The organism is Yersinia thracica (assembly GCF_902170565.1).
GTDB classification, from domain to species: domain Bacteria; phylum Pseudomonadota; class Gammaproteobacteria; order Enterobacterales; family Enterobacteriaceae; genus Yersinia; species Yersinia thracica.
The window spans coordinates 43,923-67,325 of sequence record NZ_CABHXX010000002.1 but is presented as its reverse complement, the minus strand read 5'-3'; the positions used below and the strand labels follow the sequence as shown (position 1 = coordinate 67,325).

Genomic DNA, 23,403 nt, shown 5'->3' with positions numbered 1-23,403 from the left:
AATATATCAAATAGTGAGTTGAGCATTTGCAGCCAGACCATAAATTACTATGATATAAATATTCATAAAAATGAAGATAATGAACCAATGGAAACGAGATTGAAAATTTTATATGACGCGCAGGTTATTGATTCTGCGGTCTACTGCGGCATGCTCAATGTTCTCACTCGTTTGGAACAACACTGGCAGTTATCTATTCGTCATCCGCAAGGAGAAATGCTGATTACTCACATGGCCAATGCGCTGATGCGAGCGAGTCAGAGACAGGTTATTCCGGCTATCGACGATGAAATATTAAAAGAGATCGAAGCCACAGCAATTTTTGCCAATATCAGGGAAATTAATAACGATCTACTCTCACTGTTTGTCTTTGAAGTACCCGATCACGAATTGGGATATTTATTAGTAAACTTATATGGTTTGCATCTGGCCCAACAGATGGAGAGTGAATAATTTAGATATCTATTAAATATTCAAAAAAATGAACAATTAAAATATCTTTTTACTCTAAATAATTCGAGTTGCAGGAAAGCGGTCAACGCACATGCAGCTTGAATTATGACGGGTATATTTAGGGACCAAATATGCTACTAAAAGCATTACAAAAACAGAACCCAGCGCTCATAGAAGCGGCCTTTTTACTTTGGCAACAAGGGGTTATCAAACCTGACAGCTATGTTATTGATGTTGATCAGGTCAAACAAAATGCGCGTTTACTGCTGGAAACAGCAACACGTCACGGCATCACTCTTTATCTGATGAGCAAACAGTTTGGCCGAAATCCCCTGCTGTGCAAGCTCCTGCTGGAATGTGGCTATCAAGGTATCGTCGCGGTGGATTTCAAAGAGGCGCGCCAACTCTATCAACATAATTTGCCAGTGGCCCACATCGGCCATTTAGTCCAAATCCCCAGCGGGATGGTAGATGAAATTGTGTCCCGTCAACCCGAAGTCATTACCGTTTACAGTGTCGCCAAAGCACGAGAAATTGCGGCTGCCGCTGTACGTCAGAATAAAGAGCAAGCGCTGTTATTAAAAGTTTGGCATCACGATGACCTTATTTACCCAGGGCAAGAAGCAGGATTCTCACTGGATGAATTACCCACTGTTATCAAAGAAATAAAGGCAATTTCTGGTGTCCGTTTGGTGGGTGTTACTCATTTCCCTTGCATGCTTTTTGATAGTGAAAAAGGCCAGACATTACCCAGCCCAAATCTTAATACCCTGATTGAAGCAAAAAGTATTCTTGAGCAGCACGGCATCCATGTGGAACAGGTCAACGGCCCTTCTGCAACTAGCATTGAAAGCTTGCCGCAACTGGCTAAATGGGGTGTCACACACGCCGAACCGGGCCACTCATTGACCGGAACTATGCCCTCTAACCAACAGGGTAACCAGCCCGAACATATTGCCATGCTGTATCTGACAGAGGTTTCCCATTGCCATCAAGGTAAAAGTCATTGCTATGGTGGCGGTTACTATCGGCGCGGTCATTTGAGTCATGCACTGGTGTATGACCAACAATGGCATGCCAGTAAGGTGCTGAATCCTGACAATGCCAGTATTGATTACACAATAGGCCTTACCGAGCCATTCGCCGTCGGCAGCCCAGTGGTGATGTGCTTTCGTACACAGATTTTCGTCACCCGCAGTGACGTGGTTCTGGTCGGCGGGATCCAGTCTGGTCAGCCCAGATTACTCGGAATTTATGATAGCCAGGGGAATACTATTCCCACGCCCACCGGACCGGAGGGGTTATGAGTAAGTTTATCGTGCTGGTCATTGACAGCTTTGGCGTAGGGGCCATGTCCGATGTCGCAGAGGTTCGCCCACAGGATATAGAGGCGAATACCTGTGCCCATATTTTGCAGACCTACCCCGAATTGCATTTACCCAATTTAGAAAAAATGGGGCTAATCAATGCGCTACATATCGGCTCACCAGATTTTCACGACAGTGTGATGCAAGACAACCCCGAGGCCAGTTTTGGTGTCGCGCTGTTGCAACATGAGGGTGGCGACACTTTTATGGGCCACCAGGAGATCATGGGCACCCTACCCCGCTCACCGTTAAGCATGCCATTCTCCAGTGTAAAAACGCGTGTGGCTGATGCATTACGCCAGCAGGGTTATCAAGTTGAAGAGCGCAGTGCGCCTGATGATAGCAGCAATTTGCAATTTCTATGGGTCAATAACTGCGTCGCAATTGGCGATAATCTTGAAGCAGATTTAGGCCAAGTATTTAATATTTGTGCTAATTTAGATGCCATTAATTTTGAGCAGGTCGAAAAGATAGGTCGGATAGTGCGGGGTTGTGTAGCAGTGAACCGCGTCATCGCCTATGGAGGGGTGCTGATGAATAGCCACGCAATCATCAGCGCAGCTGAAGTTAAGCAACAACATTATATTGGTATTAACAGCCCAAAATCAGGTGTTTACGATAATGGTTTTCAGGTTATTCACCTCGGTTATGGCGTTGACGCCGATGTTCAGGTGCCTCATCAGCTTGAAAAAGTGAATATTCCCACAGTGCTGGTGGGTAAAGTCGCTGATATTGTTGCCAGCCCAGCTGGGCGAAGCTATCAGCAATTGGTTGATTCACAAACCATTTTGGATATTACATTGGAAGAAGTGCAACGTGCGGGCAGTGCCTTCATCTGCACTAATATTCAGGAAACTGACCTGGCGGGCCATGGGCAGGATGTTGCGCGCTATGCAGAACGCCTGCAATTGGTCGATAACATGCTAGGCAAAATAACTGCAGCTATGTTGCAAGGTGATTGCCTGGTCGTGATGGCAGATCACGGCAACGACCCGACAATTGGCCATAGTAAACACACCCGGGAACAGGTGCCGCTGCTGGTCTATCATGCGGGAATGGCGCAAGCGCCGCAAAAGGCCATTCGCCTGGGAACCCGAGAAACAATGTCAGATGTTGGTGCGACAGTTTGTGAGTTTTTTGCGGCAACTGCACCACAAAACGGCCACTCTTTCTGGCGGCAGCTCACTGGCGCTAGCAAATAATGGGATATATTCAGGATACTTAAGGGGAAGTAAGAATGCTTAAAATCGCTATTGGTGGGCAACTGAATAAAAACGAAATACGAGATTGTTTAGCTAAATATGGCGCAGATAAAATTTCCTGCGAAATATTTACTGACATGGATGCCGCCATGAAAGTCAAAAATGGCAGTTTCGACTATTACGTGGGCGCTTGCCAAAGTGGTGCCGGCGGCGCTCTTGCTATGGCTTATGCCCTGATTGGCCGCGATAAGTGCGCCACCATAGCGAATGCTCTGACCCAGCCCTCTGAGGATAATATCAGCCAATTGATCGAGCAGGGTAAAAAAGCATTTGGCTTTACCAATGATCGCGTTGAAAACTCTGTTAAAGCCTTATGTGCCGTTTTATTGGCAGACAAATAATGCTGTAACTATTTGGCGATAAATCACTTTTTAATATATCCCCAAGAAAGTTGAAGTTGCAGGTAAGCGGCAAGCGAACCAACCCCAATAAGCTTACATCAAGTCAGTGATTCGGGTGCGTGAGTGTAGCTAACACCCCTGCGGCTTCAAATACGAAGGGTATAACAACAATAATAAACACATTAGCCTGGGGCCTATTGGCCCCGATGGGGTCGTGATATGGAATCGTTTAATTTAGTTAAGATTATTCTTTTCGCTCTAATGGGAGGATATGCCACTTTTCTTGCCAACAAGTCTATCGCGGTTTATCACGATGGATTGCGGCCTATTATGCCGGAGTTTATGAACGGCAATATGAGCCGAAAAGAGCTGGCGGGTATCTCCTTTGCTATCAGTATTGGGTTCATCACCGGTTTCGCCATGCCAATTACGTTGGCAACGGGGATTATTGTTATTCATATTGTTTTGCTGACAGCGGATATTATTGGTGTATCACTGAATAATACTAAGTTGGCCGTATTAATTGGTACTGTTTATGGTGCATTAATCACTATTGCACTGGATGGGCTGATTAAGGGTTTCAGTTATTTACCCGTCAATTTCCTTGATGCCCTCGCGTCAGTAGGTGACCCAATAATTTATGCGTTTGTCGCCTTCCCTGCTATTGCCGTCGGTTATCAATTCGGCAAAAAAGCGGGATTAATCACCATTATTATCGCCTTCCTGGCCCGTGTTGTGATTGAGAGAATTAACCCAGTCACTATTGCCGGTAATGAAGTGGCACTCAGCCCAGAAGGCATTGCGATGCTGTTTGGCATGATTTGCTTACTGTTCTTTGCTTCCCGTGATAAACGCCACGGTGAAGAAATGGAACATAGCTTGTTTGACGACAATATTAAGCGTATTCGGAAAAACGCGATTTATCTCCTCCCAATGGCGGCGTTAATCACCATCACTGCCCACTACCATTGGATTGCCGGTGAGCCAATTGCCGCGGCATTGCTCGGAAAAGGGCAAATTACCTCAGCAGCTATTGTCGCCATTGTTCAAGCTCTTGCTTTCATGCCACTGATTATTACCACCGCAATGATAAGTGGTGTGTATGGCACCAACGGCTGGTGTGACTGGTTCCTCGGCTTAGGCTATCTTGCGCCGAACCCAGTGGTTGCGGGCATACTCGGGGCCGGGGCGATGGGCGTTGAAATTACCAGTCTGAGCCGAATTGGCAAGGCGATGAACCGTTTCCCATCGTTAAAAATGTCCGGGGATAATATTCGTACCGCCATGACGCAAATTCTTGAAATTGCACTTTTGGTAGGCGGGGTTAATGCCGCAAATCAAATATGGCCCGGAACCGGCATTTTTGTGGTCGTCAGCTTGTATATCCTCAACGAAATTTGTGGCCGCCCGGTCATGAAACTGGCGGCAGGCCCTATCGCGGCTATTATCGTAGGGGTATTGGCGAACATTTTTGCTGTTTTGGGGTTACACGTGGTCGCTTAATCGCAAGCCAGCGCCTCACCCACTTTAAAAAAGTCTGCAAGCTTCGGTTTGCGGACTTTTTTTATTTATTCGCACTTGAAACTGAAAAACGAATAGAGCATAATTATTGTTATAGTATAACATAACAATTGGAGTTTTCATGAAACCTGGCATCCACCCTAACTATCGGACCGTGGTTTTTCACGATACCAGTGCGGACACTTATTTCACCGTCGGGTCAACCATCGCCACATCGCGAACCATTGAACGCGATGGACAAACCTATCCCTATGTCACATTGGATATCTCTTCGGCATCGCATCCGTATTACACCGGTAAACAAAAAGAGTTTTCAAAAGAAGGCAGCACTGCACGTTTCCATAAGCGGTTCGGCAGCTTCCTGACCCCAAAAAAAGCTAATTCTGAGAGTTAATTATGCAAGTATTGAGTTCATTGAAATCGGCAAAAAACCGTCATCCCGATTGCAAAATCGTCCGTCGCCGCGGCCGGGTGTATGTTATTTGCAAAAGTAATCCACGTTTTAAAGCCGTTCAGGGAGGTACTCATAAAAAGCGGTGATGTTGAATATGTTGCAGTAAAAAGCCCCGTTGCTGCTCAACGGGGCTTTTCTATTTGTCATAAAGGATTGATAATTCAGCCCCTTAGTTTCCTTTGGGGCTGAGAAATTTACTGCTGATAGCTACTTCATGCTACCCACAATAGTGTCCACATTGTGTTTAAAGGCTTGTGTGTAAGTCGCTGCTGGACCGTCGGCTACAGATAATGCCTCTGGATAAAGCTCTCCGCCAGCTTGTGCTCCACTGGCTTCAGCAATCTGTTTTACCAGCCGTGGGTCAGTTTGGTTTTCAATAAAATAGGTTTTTATTTTCTCTTTTTTGATTTGGTTAATCAGCGCAGCAACCCCACTGGCACTGGCTTCAGACTCAGTAGAGAAACCAACAGGTGATAAGAAGTTAACCCCATATTCCTGACTAAAATAACCAAATGCATCATGGCTGGTTAGAACCTGGCGCTGCCCAGCAGGGATCGCGGCAAACTGCGCCTTGGCATAAGCATCCAATTTCTCCAGTTGTTGAATATATTCCCCCCCGCGCTTACGGAAATAATCTGCATCTTCAGGATCGGCGACAATCAATGCATTCATTACGTTATTAGCATATTTAATACCATTCGCCATACTGTTCCAGGCATGAGGGTCGGTCACCATTTTGCCCTCTTCATCCATCTTGCGAGTATCAACCCCGGTTGATGCAATGACGACTTGCCCTTTATAACCGGAGGCGGTGATCAGCCGCTCCAACCAGCCCTCCAGCCCTAACCCACTGACGAACACCACATCGGCTTTGGACAATTGCTTGCTATTTTTCGGTGTGGGTTCAAAACCATGGGGGTCCCCATTCGGGCCAACTAAGGTCACCACATTGACATGGTCGCCCCCAACCTGTTTGACGATATCACCTAAAATAGAAAAACTGGCGACGGCCTCGACCGTTTTCGCCATTGCCAGCGGACTTGACAGTAGAGCAGCTACCGCCAAACTAATAGGTAAGTACTTCATTTAAATCTCCTTTAATGACTCGGGTTCTCAATAATAATAAATAGTTCTCAACGGCGCGCAGTGGCTAAAACTCCACCGCGCGTTCCAAATAAAATAGATAAAAAGAAAATTAGACTGGCACTCAGGACAATAGCTGGCCCGGCTGGCAATGAGGCGTAATACGACCACAGTAGCCCGACGAGACTGGCAATCATGCCAATCGCCATGGCAATGCCCAGGGTTTGAGGTAGGTTTTTGGCCCAAAAACGTGCACTGGCGGCCGGTAGCATCATTAATCCGACTGACATCAGCGTGCCCAGAATTTGAAATCCAGCCACTAAATTAAGCACGACTAATGACAGAAATAGCGCATGAACCACCATCAACCAACGCCCCATGCTGACCCGCAGGAAAACAGGATCAAATGACTCCACCACCAGCGCGCGATAAATAGCCGCTAAAGCCAACATAGAGAAAGTGGTGATTACCCCGACCATGGTCATGGCGTTGGCATCAACAGCGAGAATAGAACCGAATAACACATGGAGCAGATCCATACTGGAACCACGCAAAGAGACTAGCGTGACCCCTAAAGCCAAAGAACCCAGATAGAAACCGGCAAAACTGGCATCTTCTTTTAACAGCGTTCGGCGGCTCACCCACCCCGACATCATGGCAACCGCCAGCCCGGCAATAAATCCCCCTACGCCCATGGCCACCAATGACATACCCGAAATTAGGTATCCGATAGCCGCCCCTGGTAATACTGCGTGCGACAGAGCATCACCGACTAAACTCATTCGTCGTAATAATAAGAAAACCCCGAGCGGCGCAGAACTGAGTGACAGAGCTAAACACGCGACCAATGCCCGGCGCATAAAGCCAAAATCCAGAAAGGGATCAACAAGTAAATGAAGCAATATCATAAATTGATTGCCCTCAGAGAGTTGGGCTGTGTGGAAAACGGGCAAGATGAACCTTGAGAATGGTGCCACTGGGCTAAAACCTGATCAGAGGATTGCCAGCAATAACCTTGAGATGTTAGCCACAATGCATGAGGGAAATAGTCCGCCACCATCGACATATCATGCAGGACAGCAATTATGGTTCTCCCCTCATTATGCAGCTGATGAATAATCTCAAGTAACAGCCCAACAGTTTGGCTATCAATACCGGTGAAAGGCTCATCCAACAAAATCAGTTGCGCTTGCTGTACTAAAAGACGAGCAAATAACACCCGCTGCAATTGCCCACCCGAAAGCTCACCAACCGGCTGGCGAGTCATATCCTGCATACCAACTGCGCTTAATGCCTGTTTGATTCGTTGCCGTGATGGGTGATTAATTCCCCCCAGTAATCCACTTTGTGGCCAGCACCCCATCGCTACTACATCTTGGACAACAATAGGAAATTGCCTGTCTAACTCAGCTTGTTGAGGAAGGTAGACCATTTGCGGGGATCTCCCGCCAGTAAATGTCATTTTCCCCGCGACCGCGGGTTGTAAGCCCGCCAAAGTTTTAAGCAAAGTGGATTTACCCGCCCCATTGGCTCCGATAATCGCAGTAAGCGAACCGGCGGAAAAACAACCATTAATTGATGGTGTTAGGGCACGATTTTCATATCCAATCTCAATATCTCTCAAATTTATCATGGCAATACATTCGCCCAATAAATGGCACACCACAGCAACACGCAAAGTAAGGCAACACCGACAATGCGCTGTAAGGAAGAAAGTGAAAATAACGTCCAGTGTGGTAGCGGGGTAAACCGAGCAGAAAATTTATTCATGTCAGAAAAGAGCAAGTGATTAAATGATATATTATAACATCACATAGCTTGATTGAATTCAAGTGTGCATCTCTGCCATAGACATTTCAAAGGTAACAATTCATGACGGGATATCGATACAGCATCAACAGAGGTGGATAAAAATCCGATTCTGTTGATAAAACAATCTGCGTTGATAAAACAATCTGCGTTGATAAAACAATCTGCGTTGATAAAACAAGCTGTGCGAACATACTTAGTTACAGCAAATTAAAGTATTTTTACTCATGCCTTACTGGTGAGCATGGGCATGATTTTGATACTCTAATGACAGAACTCTTCGTTAATGCTCGCAAAACGGTAATTTACACAATAAAAAACCAGCCTTACGGGAGTCCCTCCTCTTGATAAAATCGGCATAGCATTCTAAATTAATAGCAGTAGGCTGAGTTAATCGTCAGTAATAATCTTAAATATGCAAAATTCTATTTAAGTTATTTTATTGTCGAACCGTGTTATTGAGCGCGACCTTAATAATTTCACTCTATGTTAACTAAGCGGTTTAGCAGATAAATCTCATTAATTTTGAAATTTTTCATTCAAATCATGCTAATAGTTACTGAAGATAGATGTCATCGCATTTTTTGTAACAATGGCAATGTGTTAATGAATTAATCTTGTCACCATGAGCGGACAATTAATGAACAATGAAATAGCTGGGGACTTCTTCTCAGGGCGTTACCCGATTTCATTACTGAAGAATGTTATCAAGAATAACATAGGTGAAATTGAAGAAAGCTTGGTTTCTGGGTTAATGTATTATTCGGAGAATGCCCAGTACACCACTGGCTCATTAGAAATTCTTAATATTATAGTTTTGAAAGATAACTGTTATTCAATGACTTACTCTTATCAGTGGTATATTTTTAACCCCTGCTTAGATATCAATACTGAAGAGTCTCTAACAAATACTGTAACATTTATTGTACACCCAGAAAAAATCACTTTTGATATAATTAACAATGACAGACCTTCAACCGCTGACGAATTGTAAGATTAAGTAATAAAGTTGCGCGATGAGCGGAGAAATGATTTATATTTATAGCAAGAAAAGTTTATTTACTTTACCGATAAGCTTCTGCATTTATATGATTACCGATCTACTCACATTGTGTTATCAACACCGAATTAAGCGTTTACGGAGGGGATGATATGGATGAGTACTCACCGAAGCGGCATGATATTGCCCAATTGAAGTTCCTATGTGAGAGTTTGTATGATGAAGGCATTGCCACTCTTGGTGACAGCCACCATGGCTGGGTAAATGACCCGACTTCTGCCGTAAATCTGCAATTGAATGATTTGATCGAGCATATAGCTTCATTTGTGATGAGTTTTAAAATAAAATACCCAGATGGCGGCGACTTTTCAGAGTTAGTGGAAGAATATTTAGACGATACATATACTCTGTTTAGTAGTTATGGGATCAATGATCCTGAATTGCGTCGCTGGCAAAAAACCAAAGAGCGTTTATTCAGACTTTTCTCAGGGGAATACATCTGTACCCTGATGAAAACTTAAAAGATAGTTTCACTATATTATTTTTATATCGAGAAGAAGATTCACCATGACAAAAACTGACTACCTGATGCGTTTAAGAAAATGTACAACGATTGATACATTAGAACGTGTAATTGAAAAGAATAAGTACGAACTTTCAGATGATGAGCTGGAATTATTTTATTCAGCTGCAGACCATCGTTTAGCTGAGCTCACAATGAATAAACTTTATGATAAAATCCCACCTACTGTTTGGCAACATGTGAAATAGTCTGCTTAACGCTGGTTAAGACACACAACGTTGAGCCGATAATCGCTATCGGCTTCAATGCAACTAGCGGGTTGTAAGTGTTTAATTTGAGGTAAAAAACCCAAGTATTGAAGGTTAACTTTAATCCCGCGTTATTGCGCATCTGTGTTTAAATGAAGCGTGTTTAGATGAAGTAATGAGGTTTATCAGAACATTGAAGTGATGCTGTATTGTTGTGCTATTTAATTTATTAAATCCGCCTAATCGCTAATAATTTAGAAATACTCTTAATTATTGGCTAAATCTAAAATGCAAATTAAAACCCAATTTGTAAACAAATAAGAAAATTCTTGTATTGATTCTAATGGACGGTTGTTTAGTACTGTAGGAATTGGGGGGGAAGATTTATCGCTGATAACGATTAGTTGATAAGGATTAGTTGATAGCTATTGGTTCATAACGACTGTCGTGCCGGCTAAGAGTGCCGATGGACCAAATGATTTTGATAATGAATTGACTCATCAAAATTGGTGGAGGCCCTGCCAGCTACATCCCGGCACACACCTCGCCTGCTACGGCTGCTTCCTTCCGGATCTGACCGAGTTCACAAGTTAGTGTTGCGGGAGAACCAACAGGACCTCCATTGACGTTAACGGCTCCTTGTACTCTGGAGCGGTGGGCATTATCGACTATGGACCTCGAAATAGCAAGACAACACGCGCTAACTGGTTGTTTCTTGCCCATCATACTTAAGCTTCGGACGAAATCTATTTTCTTGTGGCAAAAAAATCGCTGATAATGTTATTTATTATCCTCATTCTATTTATATCACTCTCATTTTCTCTATAGCGCCACACTATTTGCTAACACAAATACCCAATAAGAAAGAGGACGCAGTGACACCACCAAGAACTAAGCTACCCAGCCTGGATGACGCTGAAACGCTAAATGACACAGCAGAGCAGAATCCCCAGCCAATAGTCGACAACTTCCGTCAGCGAGTATTTCACGTTGTGGCGGCAATTCCATTTGGGCAAGTAACCACTTATGGCGATATTGCCCGGCTGATAGGCTCACCCAGAGCCGCGCGGCAAGTTGGCGGTGTTCTGAAACGCTTACCTGAAGGCTCTGCATTACCTTGGTATCGGGTGATTAATCGTCACGGGGAAATATCGTTAGTCGGAGAAGATTATCTCCGACAGAAAAATGCATTATTGGCTGAAGGTATTGAAATAAGTCCTGCGGGGCGCATTGATTTACAGCAATATCGCTGGCGCTACAGTGAGCTTTAGCGCCACAGTTCAATACTGTAGCGCATAAAGCGACGTGATAATTACTGTATCGTCCCAGTACCGGTCGTTGTGGCTGTAGGTGCAGTTTCAATTGCAACAGAAGTCACTGGAACCAGTAGCAGATTCGCCTGAGTGCCAGTGCCGTTGTTAATCACTTCTTGAATGGTATCAGTGATAAACAGGAGCTGACCATTACGTGTAATAGCCGCACTTACGATGATACGGGCATTTGGCTGGATCTCAGTTGGGTTAAACGGCAAGGTAAAACTAAACGGAGCCTGTTTACCCTCAGTACGAATTGCTTTTTGAGCAATAACCCGAGTCGGCGCATCGGCCAGTGAAGCATCCGACAGCGTTACCGTGACGATAGCATCATGTGGCAAAGCAATACGCTCGCGGATATTCACTGTTCCCTGCACGGCAGGTTGAGCAATAGGTGCCGCAGCGGCTCCTGCGGATGCCGGAACGGGAACATCAGCCCCTTTGTGGGCGCACCCAGCTAAACTGACTACCAATGCTGCCCCACCTACTATCTGCCAGAATTTTTTTGATTGCCAAGGCTTCATAGGTCGCACTCCTTCTTATTATTAAGATGCCAGCTATTCACATAAGAGTTGGCGTTTAATAAGTGGCTTCAACCACCTAGCAAGCTAATTATAGCACAATCCTCTACTCCCTGCCGGTTCTCTCCCAATTGAGCCATTTATCAGACTATTCCTTATCAAGCTATCTTCAATTGTACAGCTGTTTCACAGCAATATATTGACGACCGCCTAATGGATTCCGCACACTGTGTATGAACTCAATCATCAGGGACTACAACATGACCCAGGCATTAGAAAAACTGCTCGATCTGCTCGATTTGGAGAAAATTGAAGAAGGGCTCTTCCGTGGCCAAAGTGAAGATCTGGGCTTGCGCCAAGTATTTGGTGGTCAGGTTGTCGGTCAGGCTATTTATGCGGCGAAACAAACCGTCCCTACTGATCGGCTCGTCCATTCATTTCACAGCTATTTTCTGCGCCCAGGGGACAGCAGCAAACCCATTATTTATGATGTAGAAACATTACGCGATGGCAATAGTTTCAGCGCTCGTCGGGTCAGCGCGATTCAGAATGGTAAACCTATCTTCTATATGACCGCATCGTTCCAGAGTCCCGAAATCGGTTTTGAACACCAAAATACTATGCCGGATATCCCACCACCGGAAGGATTGATGTCGGAAACTGAGATTGCCCGCCAATTTGCTCATCTGATCCCCGAAAAAGTGCGGGAGAAGTTTATTGGCAATCAGCCGATTGAAATGCGCCCGGTGAAATTCTATAACCCACTGCAAGGTTCAAAAGCAGAACCTAATCGCTACGTCTGGTTCCGCGCCAATGGCCAAATGCCGGATGACTTGCGGGTTCACCAGTATTTACTGGGTTATGCTTCTGATTTCAATTTTTTGCCAACGGCCTTACAGCCTCACGGCATTGGCTTCCTTGAACCGGGCGTGCAAATTGCCACCATTGATCACTCCATGTGGTTCCACCGCCCATTCCGTCTTGATGATTGGCTGCTATATGCAGTAGAAAGCACTTCAGCCTCTGGGGCCCGTGGTTTTGTTCGCGGGCAAATCTATAATCAGGAGGGAGTATTGGTCGCCTCTACCGTGCAGGAAGGTGTAATTCGTTTGCATCGGTAATCGCCATCAATAAGAAAGGGCGATGTCGCCATCGCCCCTTCTTTTGCTACATCATTATTATTTATTCTGCTGCTATTCTTAACTTACTGATTATAGGCATTTTCGCCGTGGCTATTAACATCCAGACCTTCGCGCTCTTGCTCTTCGGGTACCCGCAGGCCAACCAACATGTCAGCAATTTTGTAGGCGACGAAAGCAACCACACCAGACCAGACCAAACACACGCCCACGCTGAACAACTGCACACCGACTTGATGGCCCATGGTGACGCCAGCCGCGTAACCTGTACCGCCTAATGAAGCAGAGGTGAAGACGCCAGTCAGGATACAACCGATGATCCCGCATACACCGTGGACACCAAACACATCACAGGTATCATCCACCCGCAGCCATTTTTTCAGTAAAACCACCCCCCACAGACCGGCAACCCCCCCCACCAGGCCGATAATCAGCGCACCGCCAACACCGACAGTCCCGGCCGCCGGTGTAATCGCCACCAAACCGGCGATACAACCTGAACAAGCACCTAACAGCGAGGGTTTACCACGTAAAGCCCACTCAGCAAATACCCAGGAAAGAATGGCGCCCGCTGTCGCGACAACTGTGTTCAAGAAAGCTAATGCAGCAATTTCGTTAGCGGCGCTAGCTGAACCGGCGTTGAAACCAAACCAGCCGATATACAGAATTGCAGTCCCGGTGAACACCATCGGTAAGTTGTGTGGTTTGAAAGCTTCTTTACCAAAACCGGCACGTTTACCCAGTAAATAAGCCCCTACCAACCCTGCAATCGCGGCGTTAATATGCACCACAGTGCCGCCCGCAAAGTCCAGAGCGCCGTCCAGTGCCAGGAAACCGCCACCCCAGACCATGTGTGCCATTGGCAGGTATGAGAAAGTGAACCACAACACGGCAAAAATAAGTACCGCAGAGAAGCGGATACGCTCAGCAAATGAACCGACCACCAATGCAACGGTGATACAGGCGAATGAAGCCTGGAACGCCACATGGATATATTGGTAGAAGCTGCCACTCAAGCTCGTCAGGCCAATACCTTTGAGCATCGCCATATCAAAGTTACCGAAGAATGCGTTGCCGGTACTGAACGCCAGACTGTAGCCATACAAAATCCACAAAACACAAATCAGCGCAAAGGTCACCATGACCTGAGTCATCATCGACAATACGTTTTTGGAACGCAGCAGGCCGCCGTAGAACAGGGCAATACCGGGGACCGTCATAAACAGCACCAACGCGGTGCAAATCATCATAAAGGCATTATCTGCTTTGTCAGCTACCGCCGGTGCAGCAGCCATTGCCAAAGAGGGCAGCATTGCTACCGAACTCAGGCCCAACACGGATAAAAGTTTTTTCATCATCAACCCATCCCTATTCACTAAATTTGAGCCTGCAAATTACAGTGCTGCTTCGTCTGTTTCGCCGGTACGGATGCGAATAACACGTTGCAATTCAGCAACGAAAATTTTGCCGTCACCAATTTTTCCGGTATAAGCAGCCTTACTGATAACATCAATGACTTCATCCAATTGATCATCAGCAATCGCGATATCAATCTTTACTTTGGGTAAGAAATTGACGCTGTATTCTGCTCCCCGATAGAGTTCTGCATGCCCTTTTTGGCGACCAAATCCTTTCACTTCGGTTACAGTCAGCCCTTGAATACCTAAAGAGGACAAGGCTTCACGCACATCTTCCAGCTTAAATGGTTTGATAACCACGGTAACCAGCTTCATATTTGCCCCTTCTCGAATTAAGTCGAATTTATGTCGGCCACGAAACATTTATCTTTCTCAGAACAAGTAAAGCAAAGGCTATGCCATAAATAATGTTGACGAGAATTTAATGTAAAAAGGGTGAGTTAATGGGGGTTGAGATGTACAGCACGGCAGCGGTGTCACTAGATTGAGAGGATTGAACAGTTTTTACGCACCAAATTAGTGCGATGCGCGTCACAAAAGTGCACCAGGATATCTTCGTGTGATTGCGTTGCCTGATTATGGTGCGGCAATGCTTCTTGATAGGTATTCGCGGGGCTATTGGCTGAAAGAAAATAACAGAAATGAAATGGAAAATAGCGGTAAGCTGCGAGGACATCGCCCCCGCAGCTTATTCTTTAACTTACCGCAGTTTCGATTTGGTCAATGGCCGCCAAATCCTCACTGACTAATTGCAATTGATACATTTGATAATAGCGCCCATGTGCCGCCAGCAACTCTTGATGCTTACCCTGCTCAACGGCTACACCACGGTGCAATACCAAAATAGTATCCGCCTCGACAATGGTCGACAGGCGGTGAGCTATCACCACCAGGGTGGTGTTTTTGCGGATCAATTGCAAAGCGCGCTGAATGGCTTGCTCTGTGCCAGAATCAATATTAGCAGTCGCTTCATCCAAAATAAGAATCTGCGGTGCCTGCACCAATACTCGCGCCATCGCCAAGAGCTGCTTTTGCCCGACTGACAAAGTGTTGCCCTGCTCTCCAAGCAAACTGTGCAACCCATCTGGCAATGCACGGACCAGCGGAGCCAATTGCACAGTTTCCAGCGCATCCCACACTTGCTGCTCACTAATATCACGGCCTAATGTCACATTGGCAAAAAATGAATCGGCTAATACCACCGGGTCTTGTTGCACCATAGCCACGCCCTGGCGCAATGTTTGATGTGATAATTGGTAGAGAGGCCGCCCATCAAGCAAAATCTCACCTTGCTGCACGGGATAATACCCCATCAACAGATTTGCCAGGGTACTCTTGCCACTGCCAGTATGCCCAACCAGTGCGACAAACCCATGCGAAGGTACATCCAGGGTAATATTTTGCAGCACCATTTTATCGTGGCGATAAGCAAAGCTGACATTATTAACCTGAATACGGCCGCTCGTCAGTGGGCGGTCATCCGTACCATAACCTTGCTGGGCGCTATCCATCAGCTCGAAAATACGCTCCCCTGCAACCACGGCTTGCTGCATGACTGACTGCTGTGATGTCAATTCAATCAATGGTTCATTGAGACGACCAAGGTAGTTGATAAACGCATACAGCACCCCAACCCCCACAGACCCCTCTGGACTGAAGCCGAAAAGCAGCAATAAACCACACAGCACCATGGCTGAAAATAGGCTCAGCAATGGGCGCAATAAAAAGCCTTCCAGACGCAACGTTTGCATCCGCGCCTTATAATGAGCGAGATTGGTAGACGCCATGCGCTCACCAAAACGTACTTGCTGGCGAAACTGCTGGATAACGCCCATTCCGTTAATGACTTCATTAAAACCGTCATTAATATCCGCTAAATAGGCGCGAACCCGGCGGACCACCGGTGTGCTATAGCGTTGATAAATCGCCATAACCACCAGCACTGCGGGAAAAATACAAATCGAAATCAGCGCCATGCGCCAATCCAGGCTAAACATTGCCACCAGCATCGCGCCAATTAATGCCGCACTTTTTAATACTGTCGACACCACCATCACATACAAATCTTTTATGACTTCGGTGTCGTTAGTTACGCGGGAAATCAATTGCCCAACAGGTTGAGTATCAAAAGCACTGAGAGGCTGGCGCAAAGCCGCATCCATCACTTCAATCCTGAGCCGTTGAACCACACCGACTGCCGTGCGATTAAACAATAATGCTTGAAAATAGTGCAATGTGGCTGCCAGTAATTGCAGCAGCAAATAAGCCAAAGCCAGCCCACTGACCAACCCCAGCGGTAAAGTGCCTTTCGCCACCACGTGGTCAATGAAATAACTGATCAACAGTGGGCCACTGACCTCAGCAGCCGCGGCAATCCACAGCATCAGAACTGCCAGCCCTAATGGCTTGCGATAAGGGGAACCATAGGAAAGCAGGCGTTTTAGTGTCGGCCAAAGTTGCTTAACTTTACTCATCGGTTTTGACCTCCGACTCACCGTCATCCAATGCTGCCTCCAATTGTTGATAGCGGTACATTTCCCGATACCACCCAGACTGATTCACCAAAATATTATGAGTACCGCGTTGCATCACCCCGCCGTGCTGCATCACCAGAATTTCGCTGGCTTCAGTTAGGGCTGAAAGGCGGTGTGCGCTGATAATCACGGTGCGATGCTCGCCCCACTCGCGCAGATTCTTTAAGATTTCATGTTCGGTCTGACCATCAACCGCAGAGAGCGCGTCATCGAGGATCAGAATTTCAGTCTCCAACAGCAGCGCTCGGGCGATGGAAATCCGCTGTTTTTGTCCACCGGACAGCATCACACCGCGCTCGCCCACTTCCGTGTCATACCCCTGAGGAAGACGTAAAATATCTTCATGCACACTGGCTAAGCGGGCAGCCCGTTCGATTTGATCTTGGGTCGCATCAGGTTTACCCAGTGCAATGTTGCCCGCGACGGTATCGGAGAATAAAAATGGCGTCTGGCTGACCACGGATAAGCGCCCACGCCAGTCATGCAAGCGGATATCAGACAGCGGATGCCCTTGATAGCAAATCGCGCCGTCATCAATATCAAATTGCCGCTGAATAAGCGCCAGTAAGGTACTTTTGCCAGACCCCGTTGGCCCACATAACCCCAACATCTGCCCTGGAGCTAGTTTCAGTGACACATCATGCAGAGCGGGCTGTTTGGCTTCTGGATAATAGAAATGACGAATATTCACCGCCAAAGTGCCGCGCTCGCTCGATAGTTCGATATCACCATCTTTCACCACAGGCGCTTCTTCCAGCAAACTACGAATACGGCTATAAGCAGCACTGCCGCGCTCAACAATATTGAACATCCACGCCAGCGCCAACATCGGCCAAATCATTAAACCTAAGTACATAACAAAGCTAGTCAACTGCCCCAAGGTGATACTGTGGTTAACCACCATCCAGCTACCACCGCCAATAGCCAATAAATTTGCGATACCGATAGCAATATAAATTGTCGGATCGAAGCGGGCATCAATGCGGGCGACATACATATTTTTAGCACCCGCCTCTTCGGCAACCCGCGCAAATTGTTGCGATTGGTTCTCTTCCAGACCAAAAGCTTTAATCATGCGAATGCTGGTAAGGCTTTCCTGCGCTTGATTATTAAGAGCAGAAAATGCCCCCTGAGCTGATTTGAAACGCTGATGCAATTGGTCGCCGTAATATTTGATGACCACCGCCATAACCGGCATGGGGAGCAATGACAGCAAAGTTAATTGCCAGCTGATTTGGGTGCTCATGACAATCAATACGGCACACCCCATCACCAGCGAATCCACCAGTGTTAATACCCCCTCACCAGCGGCAAAGACCACGCGGTCGACATCATTTGTGGCGCGCGCCATTAAATCACCGGTGCGGTGACGTAAATAAAAACCTGGGGCTTGGCGGCTAAGTTGGCGATAAAAATTGCCGCGTAATTCCACAGCCAATTGATAGGAAGCACCAAAAAGTAAAACGCGCCAAACATAACGCAGCAGATAGACCACGATAGCCGTCACTAGCATCACGCCAACCCATACCAATAACATATTGGTCGACATCTGTTTTGTGCTGATGCCATCAACAATTACCCCCACTAACTTAGGTGGTAATAATTGCAAGATAGCAATAATGATCAGCAACAGCACCGCTCCCACATAGCGGCGCCACTCACGGCGGAAATACCAGCCTAATTGTGCAAACAATCTCACGCAGTTTTATTCCATGGTCTGACACCGAATAACATCGGTATTTGCTCGCTCAATGCGACAGGGCAGTAGAATACCATCGTTAAAATGATTTTTTATACCCAATAGATGCCAAGCAACTCACACTCCGCAGTTTGAAAAATGACAGGAATCACTCGGGTACAGGCAACGCAGTGGTGTATTTAATTTTTTCCATTGCAAAGCTGGATGTTACATCAATCAACCCCGGCACACCGTTCACCATGCGTTTGTAAAAGTTGTCATAACTCTTCATATCAGCGACTTCAACCTGCATCAAATAGTCGTACTCCCCCGCCATTCGATAAAACGCCAGCACCTCTGGCATTTGCTTGGCGAACTCGACGAACTCCTGATACCAATCACTATTATGCTGCTGTGTTTTGATCAGCACAAATGCCGTGAGTCCTAATCCTAACTTTTCGCTATCTAGCAATGCCACTCGCCCGCGGATAAACCCATCATCCTCAAGGCGCTTCAAACGTTTCCAGCAAGGTGTAGAGGTCAAATTGACAGCTTCGGCCAGCACTTGCAGTGATTGCGTGCAATCTTCTTGCAACATACACAGGAGCTTACGGTCAGTTTTATCTAACATAGCGAATAACCATAGAATAAATTTCTACTATTTGGCGATAAAGAAGTAAAAATGGCAACGTTTTTTTCTTTGATAACCGTTAATCTAGTCATCATTAGTTTACTACCTACATCGCAGGCCATAAAATGACCAACACTTGGGTAAAAAATGCTATCAGTGAAATAGAAGCCGATTTTCAACGCTCCGCTGATACCCATCTGATCCGCTTGAATCTGCCCGCATTTCCCGGCATTTATCTCTATTTAAAAGACGAAAGTACACATCCGACCGGTAGCTTAAAGCACCGTTTGGCTCGCTCTTTGTTTCTCTATGGTTTATGTAATGGCTGGATCAAAGAAGACACCACAATAATAGAAGCCTCATCGGGGAGCACGGCGGTGTCAGAGGCTTATTTTGCCCGCCTGATTGGTTTGCCATTTATTGCAGTAATGCCAAGTTGTACTGCTCGACGTAAAGTGGAGCAAATCACTTTCTATGGTGGGCGCTGCCATTTTGTCGACCATGCTGGGCAAATTTATGCTGCATCCGAGCAATTGGCTCGTGAGCTTAACGGCCATTATATGGACCAATTCACTTATGCTGAGCGGGCAACTGATTGGCGCGGGAATAATAACATTGCCGATAGTATCTTCCGCCAAATGGCCCGCGAACCCTACCCAATTCCTAACTATATTGTCATGAGCGCCGGCACTGGCGGCACCTCCGCCACTTTGGGACGCTACATTCGCTATCAAGGGCATGACACCCAACTGATGGTGGTCGATCCGGAAAACTCAGTTTTTTATGATTGTTTCTGTCACCGTGACCGTACAGTCACAGGCAGTTGTGGTAGCCGGATTGAGGGGATTGGGCGGCCACGTGCTGAGCCTTCATTCATTCCAGAAGTGATCGACAGCATGTTACGGGTTCCTGATGCCGCCAGTGTTGCCACCATCCATTGGCTGGAGGGGATATTGGGCCGCAAAGTGGGTGCCTCCACCGGCACTAACGTTTGGGGAGCATTACAATTAGCTAAACAGATGCGTGAGCAAGGTCAAACTGGTGCTATCGTGACGTTACTGTGTGACAGCGGCGAGCGTTATCTCGATACTTATTACGATCCTCTGTGGGTCAGCAACAATATCGGCGATTTGACAGCCTATCGCAATGAATTAAAAAACCTGTAACTCATTGATAAAAGGGCCTTAATAGAGGCCCTTTTAGGAAGAAAAAAACCGGATGGTTATCCGGCTGGCTAATAGCTACACCCAATGTTCAGTTGGAAGAACCAAGGGCATATAACCTCAGAATTCGGGGGAATAGGTGAGGTGTGGTGAACTTAGCCAATGTTGCAAATAGTGCGCTACGCCTTGTTCCTCGCAGCGACCAATAACCTGTAACTGAGGTAACTCTTGCTTCAATTGCGGTAACGCATTTCCCATCACTAGCCCACGACCGACTCGCGACAACATTTCTTTATCATTCATCGCATCGCCAAACGCCATGCAATCAGCCAAGGTTAAATCAAGATGGTGGCTTAATCGCTCTAAAGCCGCCCCTTTATTACAACCACGAGGCAACATTTCGAGGCACTCCTCGGCCGAGAAACAGAAATCGGCTTTGTCACCCATTTGCTGCTCAAGCTGAATCTTAAGTTCAGCTAGTTCTTGATGTGGCGCAATAAAGCAAATTTTGTGATTACCGGTCATCGGTAATGCATCCAGCGCAGTGAGTTGGAACTGAAAACTACTGGTTTGATGGGCCGCCAGTAATGCTGGATCATTGTAATCAGTGAACCAACCATCATCGCGGAAGATATGAACACTGGCATTTGTCTGCCATGGGGTACGCAGCACAAACTCCACCAGTTCTGCCGGTAAATCCATACCATCTAAATGCACTCCATCCATGTCACACACTCGAGTGCCATTGCCAGTAATTAAATAACCGTTAATATCTGAATGAGACAGAATGCCTTTCATATCAAGGTAATGCCGACCAGTAGCAAATGTCAGGATCACCCCGTTTTCCACTAACTGGTGTAACGCATTCAATGTCGCACCGCCAATCTTATGGTCGCGCATTAGCAAGGTTCCATCCATATCAAAAGCGGCTAAACGATACATTTAAAACCTCATAAAGAGTGAAACTGGTGATATAGATAAAATTATGACGTAGTATTTACGGAACTAATAGTGAACAAATAATTTAAACTATTCCGGATTTAGAGCCTATCCCAGTAGGCGTCATTGTTGCAGACAGTTTGAACATGGATAGCGCGGAAGAAACGGAGTGTACACCTAGTACGTGAGGATTCTGAGCACTACCCAAGTTCAAAATGACAAATAAAATAGTTCTAATGGGTAGGTTCTTAATTATGCGCATTATTCACCGACTCACCCAATATCAGCGCCTATACCAAAAGTTCGGAGACAACTTAGCCGCGACTACCGTAGGTGAGGTCGCTGGCCTGCTATTTTGCAGCGAACGTCATGCTCGCACCTTAATACAGCAGCTACAGGCGAATGACTGGCTCAGCTGGCATTCACAGGTTGGCCGGGGAAAACGGGCACAACTGCAATGTTTGAAAAGCCCCGATACACTTCGGGCGACCTATCTACAGGTGTTTCTCGAACAAGGTGATAGCCAGGCTGCGCTCGAATTGGCTCAACTGGCACCCGACCGCCTACAAGCCTTGCTGAATCCTCATATGGGCGGGCAGTGGCAAGCAGACAGCCCCATATTGCGTATTCCTTATTACCGGACACTTGAACCCTTAAATCCACTCACCGCCACTGGGCGGGCCGAACAACACCTGATTTATACCTTACACGCGGGCCTGACCCGTTTTAACACCGGTGACCCTCAGCCCAAACCGGATCTGGCCCACCACTGGCAAGTCAGTGATGATGGTTTAACCTGGCGGTTCTTTTTGCGCAGCCAGTTACGTTGGCATAATGGGGAGCGTCTTCACGGCCAGCAATTATTGCAGACACTGATGTTACTGCGGGGAAATGCTCGCAGCCAACCCAGTTTCGCCAATATTTTGACCATCACCCTACCTCACGCTTTATGCTTGCAATTTACCCTTTATCAGCCGGATTACTGGTTAGCTCATCGACTAGCTGATTTACCCTGCCGTTTATTTCATCCAGACCACCCCCTGCTGGGCGCTGGTCCTTTTAAGTTGGCGACTTTCGAGCAGCATCTGGTGCGGCTGGAACAACATGAATTCTACCATTTGCAGCACCCTTATCTGGAGATTATCGAGTATTGGATAACCCCGAACCTGATGGAGCACTCAGCAGACGGCAGTTGCCAACATCCGGTGCGTATTACTATCGGCCAGGAAGAGGACTTCCCTTTAGCACGCCCCGTCCAGCGCAGTATGAGCCTGGGATTTTGTTATCTGGCAATTAATCAGCACCGCAGTGATATGACTTCGCAGCAAATAGCCAAATTGCTGATGTTAGTGCAAACCTCCGGCATATTGGAGGAGCTATCAATCCGACGAGGAGTCATAACGCCAAGCAATGAAATGCTGCCGGGTTGGCCCATCCCGCAGTTTAAGGCTGATGAAGACTCACCGCTGCCAGCTCACCTGATACTGATATATCAACCGCCAATGGAGCTAAAAAGCGTCGCCGAACAACTAAAAACAGTATTGGCAGCACAAGGTTGTACATTAGAAATCCGTGCTAGCGACGATAAACAGTGGAAAGATGCCCGCCAAATTGAAAATGCTGATTTATTATTAGCAGACCATTTAGTCGGTGAATCACCTGAAGCCGCAATGGAAAGCTGGCTCCGGCTTGATCCACTGTGGCGTGGCATACTCTCACCACTGCAACGGGAACAGCAGCAAAATACATTGGCCCACATCCAGCAAATCGAACTGGCTCCAGAACGTTTCCGCCAATTACGGGAACACTATAATAACCTGATGTTGTCCGGGCTGATTCTGCCGCTGTTCAACTATCAATATCAGGTCAATGCCCCACCACGAATTAATGGTGTAACATTAACAGCTTACGGATGGTTCGACTTCAGCCAGGCATGGTTACCCCCCACAACAACCTGATAACCAAACTCAGGCGGCTACCTTTTCTGGCGCTATCTGAGTACCATA

General features: G+C 46.6%; 25 protein-coding genes and 1 other RNA gene. 14 read left to right on the top strand and 12 right to left on the bottom strand.

What is annotated here, in order from left to right:
• Positions 1-87 precede the first annotated feature (87 nt).
• The 7 genes from FTA91_RS00340 (at position 88) to ykgO (ending at position 5,484) form a co-directional block, all read left to right on the top strand.
• Positions 88-453 (top strand): PRD domain-containing protein, encoded by a 366-nt coding sequence (locus tag FTA91_RS00340; RefSeq protein ID WP_050113394.1) that lies wholly within the window; start codon positions 88-90, stop codon positions 451-453.
• A 131-nt stretch (positions 454-584) separates the two neighbouring features.
• Positions 585-1,760: a YhfX family PLP-dependent enzyme gene (locus FTA91_RS00335; RefSeq protein WP_145535348.1), complete on the top strand. Its 1,176-nt coding sequence runs from the start codon at positions 585-587 to the stop codon at positions 1,758-1,760.
• Positions 1,757-3,022 carry a phosphopentomutase gene (locus FTA91_RS00330; protein ID WP_050113294.1) on the top strand — a complete coding sequence of 422 codons (1,266 nt, stop codon included), beginning with the start codon at positions 1,757-1,759 and terminating at the stop codon, positions 3,020-3,022. The genes FTA91_RS00335 and FTA91_RS00330 overlap by 4 nt, the downstream gene beginning before the upstream one ends.
• A 35-nt stretch (positions 3,023-3,057) precedes the next feature.
• The gene (locus FTA91_RS00325; protein WP_050113293.1) at positions 3,058-3,423 is read left to right on the top strand and encodes a DUF2620 domain-containing protein; all 366 of its coding nucleotides are present in this window, start codon (positions 3,058-3,060) and stop codon (positions 3,421-3,423) included.
• A 219-nt stretch (positions 3,424-3,642) separates the two neighbouring features.
• Positions 3,643-4,926, top strand: coding sequence for a YhfT family protein (locus FTA91_RS00320; RefSeq protein ID WP_050113292.1), 1,284 nt, complete (start codon positions 3,643-3,645; stop codon positions 4,924-4,926).
• 139 nt (positions 4,927-5,065) lie between these two features.
• On the top strand, positions 5,066-5,338 hold the full coding sequence (locus tag FTA91_RS00315; RefSeq protein WP_050113291.1) for a type B 50S ribosomal protein L31: 273 nt from the start codon (positions 5,066-5,068) through the stop codon (positions 5,336-5,338).
• A gap of 2 nt (positions 5,339-5,340) precedes the next feature.
• Positions 5,341-5,484, top strand: a complete 144-nt coding sequence (gene ykgO, locus FTA91_RS00310; protein ID WP_050113290.1) for a type B 50S ribosomal protein L36 — start codon at positions 5,341-5,343, stop codon at positions 5,482-5,484.
• A gap of 121 nt (positions 5,485-5,605) precedes the next feature.
• Here the strand turns inward: ykgO and FTA91_RS00305 are convergent, their stop codons facing one another.
• Genes FTA91_RS00305 through FTA91_RS19995 form a run of 4 tightly spaced genes read right to left on the bottom strand, consistent with a single transcriptional unit; the run spans position 5,606 to position 8,251 of the window.
• On the bottom strand, positions 5,606-6,484 hold the full coding sequence (locus FTA91_RS00305) for a metal ABC transporter substrate-binding protein (protein ID WP_050113289.1): 879 nt from the start codon (positions 6,482-6,484) through the stop codon (positions 5,606-5,608).
• A gap of 47 nt (positions 6,485-6,531) precedes the next feature.
• Positions 6,532-7,389: a metal ABC transporter permease gene (locus FTA91_RS00300; protein WP_050113288.1), complete on the bottom strand. Its 858-nt coding sequence runs from the start codon at positions 7,387-7,389 to the stop codon at positions 6,532-6,534.
• Positions 7,386-8,114 carry a metal ABC transporter ATP-binding protein gene (locus tag FTA91_RS00295; protein ID WP_145535351.1) on the bottom strand — a complete coding sequence of 243 codons (729 nt, stop codon included), beginning with the start codon at positions 8,112-8,114 and terminating at the stop codon, positions 7,386-7,388. The genes FTA91_RS00300 and FTA91_RS00295 overlap by 4 nt, the downstream gene beginning before the upstream one ends.
• Positions 8,111-8,251 (bottom strand): hypothetical protein, encoded by a 141-nt coding sequence (locus FTA91_RS19995; protein WP_174634785.1) that lies wholly within the window; start codon positions 8,249-8,251, stop codon positions 8,111-8,113. The genes FTA91_RS00295 and FTA91_RS19995 overlap by 4 nt, the downstream gene beginning before the upstream one ends.
• A 679-nt stretch (positions 8,252-8,930) precedes the next feature.
• Here FTA91_RS19995 and FTA91_RS00290 point away from each other — a divergent pair.
• The 3 genes from FTA91_RS00290 (at position 8,931) to ymoA (ending at position 10,061) form a co-directional block, all read left to right on the top strand.
• Positions 8,931-9,284, top strand: coding sequence for a hypothetical protein (locus FTA91_RS00290; protein WP_145535354.1), 354 nt, complete (start codon positions 8,931-8,933; stop codon positions 9,282-9,284).
• Positions 9,285-9,442: 158 nt separating this feature from the next.
• The gene (gene tomB, locus FTA91_RS00285) at positions 9,443-9,811 is read left to right on the top strand and encodes an Hha toxicity modulator TomB (protein WP_050113286.1); all 369 of its coding nucleotides are present in this window, start codon (positions 9,443-9,445) and stop codon (positions 9,809-9,811) included.
• A 46-nt stretch (positions 9,812-9,857) separates the two neighbouring features.
• Positions 9,858-10,061: an expression modulating protein YmoA gene (gene ymoA, locus FTA91_RS00280; protein ID WP_002208622.1), complete on the top strand. Its 204-nt coding sequence runs from the start codon at positions 9,858-9,860 to the stop codon at positions 10,059-10,061.
• 516 nt (positions 10,062-10,577) lie between these two features.
• On the opposite strand, the gene ffs is transcribed toward ymoA, so the two are convergent.
• Positions 10,578-10,674, bottom strand: an RNA gene (gene ffs, locus FTA91_RS00275) — signal recognition particle sRNA small type.
• A gap of 262 nt (positions 10,675-10,936) precedes the next feature.
• Here ffs and FTA91_RS00270 point away from each other — a divergent pair.
• Complete coding sequence (locus FTA91_RS00270; protein WP_050113285.1) at positions 10,937-11,332, top strand: MGMT family protein; 396 nt, start codon at positions 10,937-10,939, stop codon at positions 11,330-11,332.
• Between the two features lie 41 nt (positions 11,333-11,373).
• Here the strand turns inward: FTA91_RS00270 and FTA91_RS00265 are convergent, their stop codons facing one another.
• Positions 11,374-11,898 (bottom strand): YbaY family lipoprotein, encoded by a 525-nt coding sequence (locus FTA91_RS00265; RefSeq protein WP_050113284.1) that lies wholly within the window; start codon positions 11,896-11,898, stop codon positions 11,374-11,376.
• Between the two features lie 257 nt (positions 11,899-12,155).
• On the opposite strand from FTA91_RS00265, the gene tesB reads away from it, so the two are divergent.
• Positions 12,156-13,016, top strand: coding sequence for an acyl-CoA thioesterase II (tesB, locus tag FTA91_RS00260; RefSeq protein ID WP_050113283.1), 861 nt, complete (start codon positions 12,156-12,158; stop codon positions 13,014-13,016).
• Positions 13,017-13,099: 83 nt separating this feature from the next.
• Here tesB and amtB read toward each other — a convergent pair whose 3' ends face one another.
• From amtB to FTA91_RS00235, 5 genes are all read right to left on the bottom strand, one after another.
• Positions 13,100-14,389: an ammonium transporter AmtB gene (gene amtB, locus FTA91_RS00255; RefSeq protein WP_050113392.1), complete on the bottom strand. Its 1,290-nt coding sequence runs from the start codon at positions 14,387-14,389 to the stop codon at positions 13,100-13,102.
• Between the two features lie 39 nt (positions 14,390-14,428).
• Positions 14,429-14,767, bottom strand: a complete 339-nt coding sequence (glnK, locus tag FTA91_RS00250) for a P-II family nitrogen regulator (RefSeq protein WP_145535360.1) — start codon at positions 14,765-14,767, stop codon at positions 14,429-14,431.
• 380 nt (positions 14,768-15,147) lie between these two features.
• Positions 15,148-16,926: a SmdB family multidrug efflux ABC transporter permease/ATP-binding protein gene (locus FTA91_RS00245; protein WP_145535363.1), complete on the bottom strand. Its 1,779-nt coding sequence runs from the start codon at positions 16,924-16,926 to the stop codon at positions 15,148-15,150.
• Positions 16,919-18,685, bottom strand: a complete 1,767-nt coding sequence (locus FTA91_RS00240; RefSeq protein ID WP_145535365.1) for a SmdA family multidrug ABC transporter permease/ATP-binding protein — start codon at positions 18,683-18,685, stop codon at positions 16,919-16,921. Before FTA91_RS00240 ends, FTA91_RS00245 begins: the two co-directional genes overlap by 8 nt.
• Positions 18,686-18,833: 148 nt before the next feature.
• A complete protein-coding gene (locus FTA91_RS00235) occupies positions 18,834-19,295 on the bottom strand; it encodes an Lrp/AsnC family transcriptional regulator (protein WP_050113280.1) in 462 nt (153 codons plus the stop codon).
• 125 nt (positions 19,296-19,420) lie between these two features.
• On the opposite strand from FTA91_RS00235, the gene FTA91_RS00230 reads away from it, so the two are divergent.
• A complete protein-coding gene (locus FTA91_RS00230) occupies positions 19,421-20,461 on the top strand; it encodes a PLP-dependent cysteine synthase family protein (RefSeq protein ID WP_145535368.1) in 1,041 nt (346 codons plus the stop codon).
• A 117-nt stretch (positions 20,462-20,578) separates the two neighbouring features.
• On the opposite strand, the gene cof is transcribed toward FTA91_RS00230, so the two are convergent.
• Positions 20,579-21,400, bottom strand: a complete 822-nt coding sequence (cof, locus tag FTA91_RS00225; RefSeq protein WP_145535371.1) for an HMP-PP phosphatase — start codon at positions 21,398-21,400, stop codon at positions 20,579-20,581.
• A gap of 251 nt (positions 21,401-21,651) precedes the next feature.
• Between cof and FTA91_RS00220 the strand changes: the two genes are divergently transcribed.
• Entirely contained in the window at positions 21,652-23,355 is a 1,704-nt protein-coding gene (locus FTA91_RS00220) for an SgrR family transcriptional regulator (RefSeq protein WP_145535374.1), read from the top strand.
• Positions 23,356-23,403: the final 48 nt, after the last annotated feature.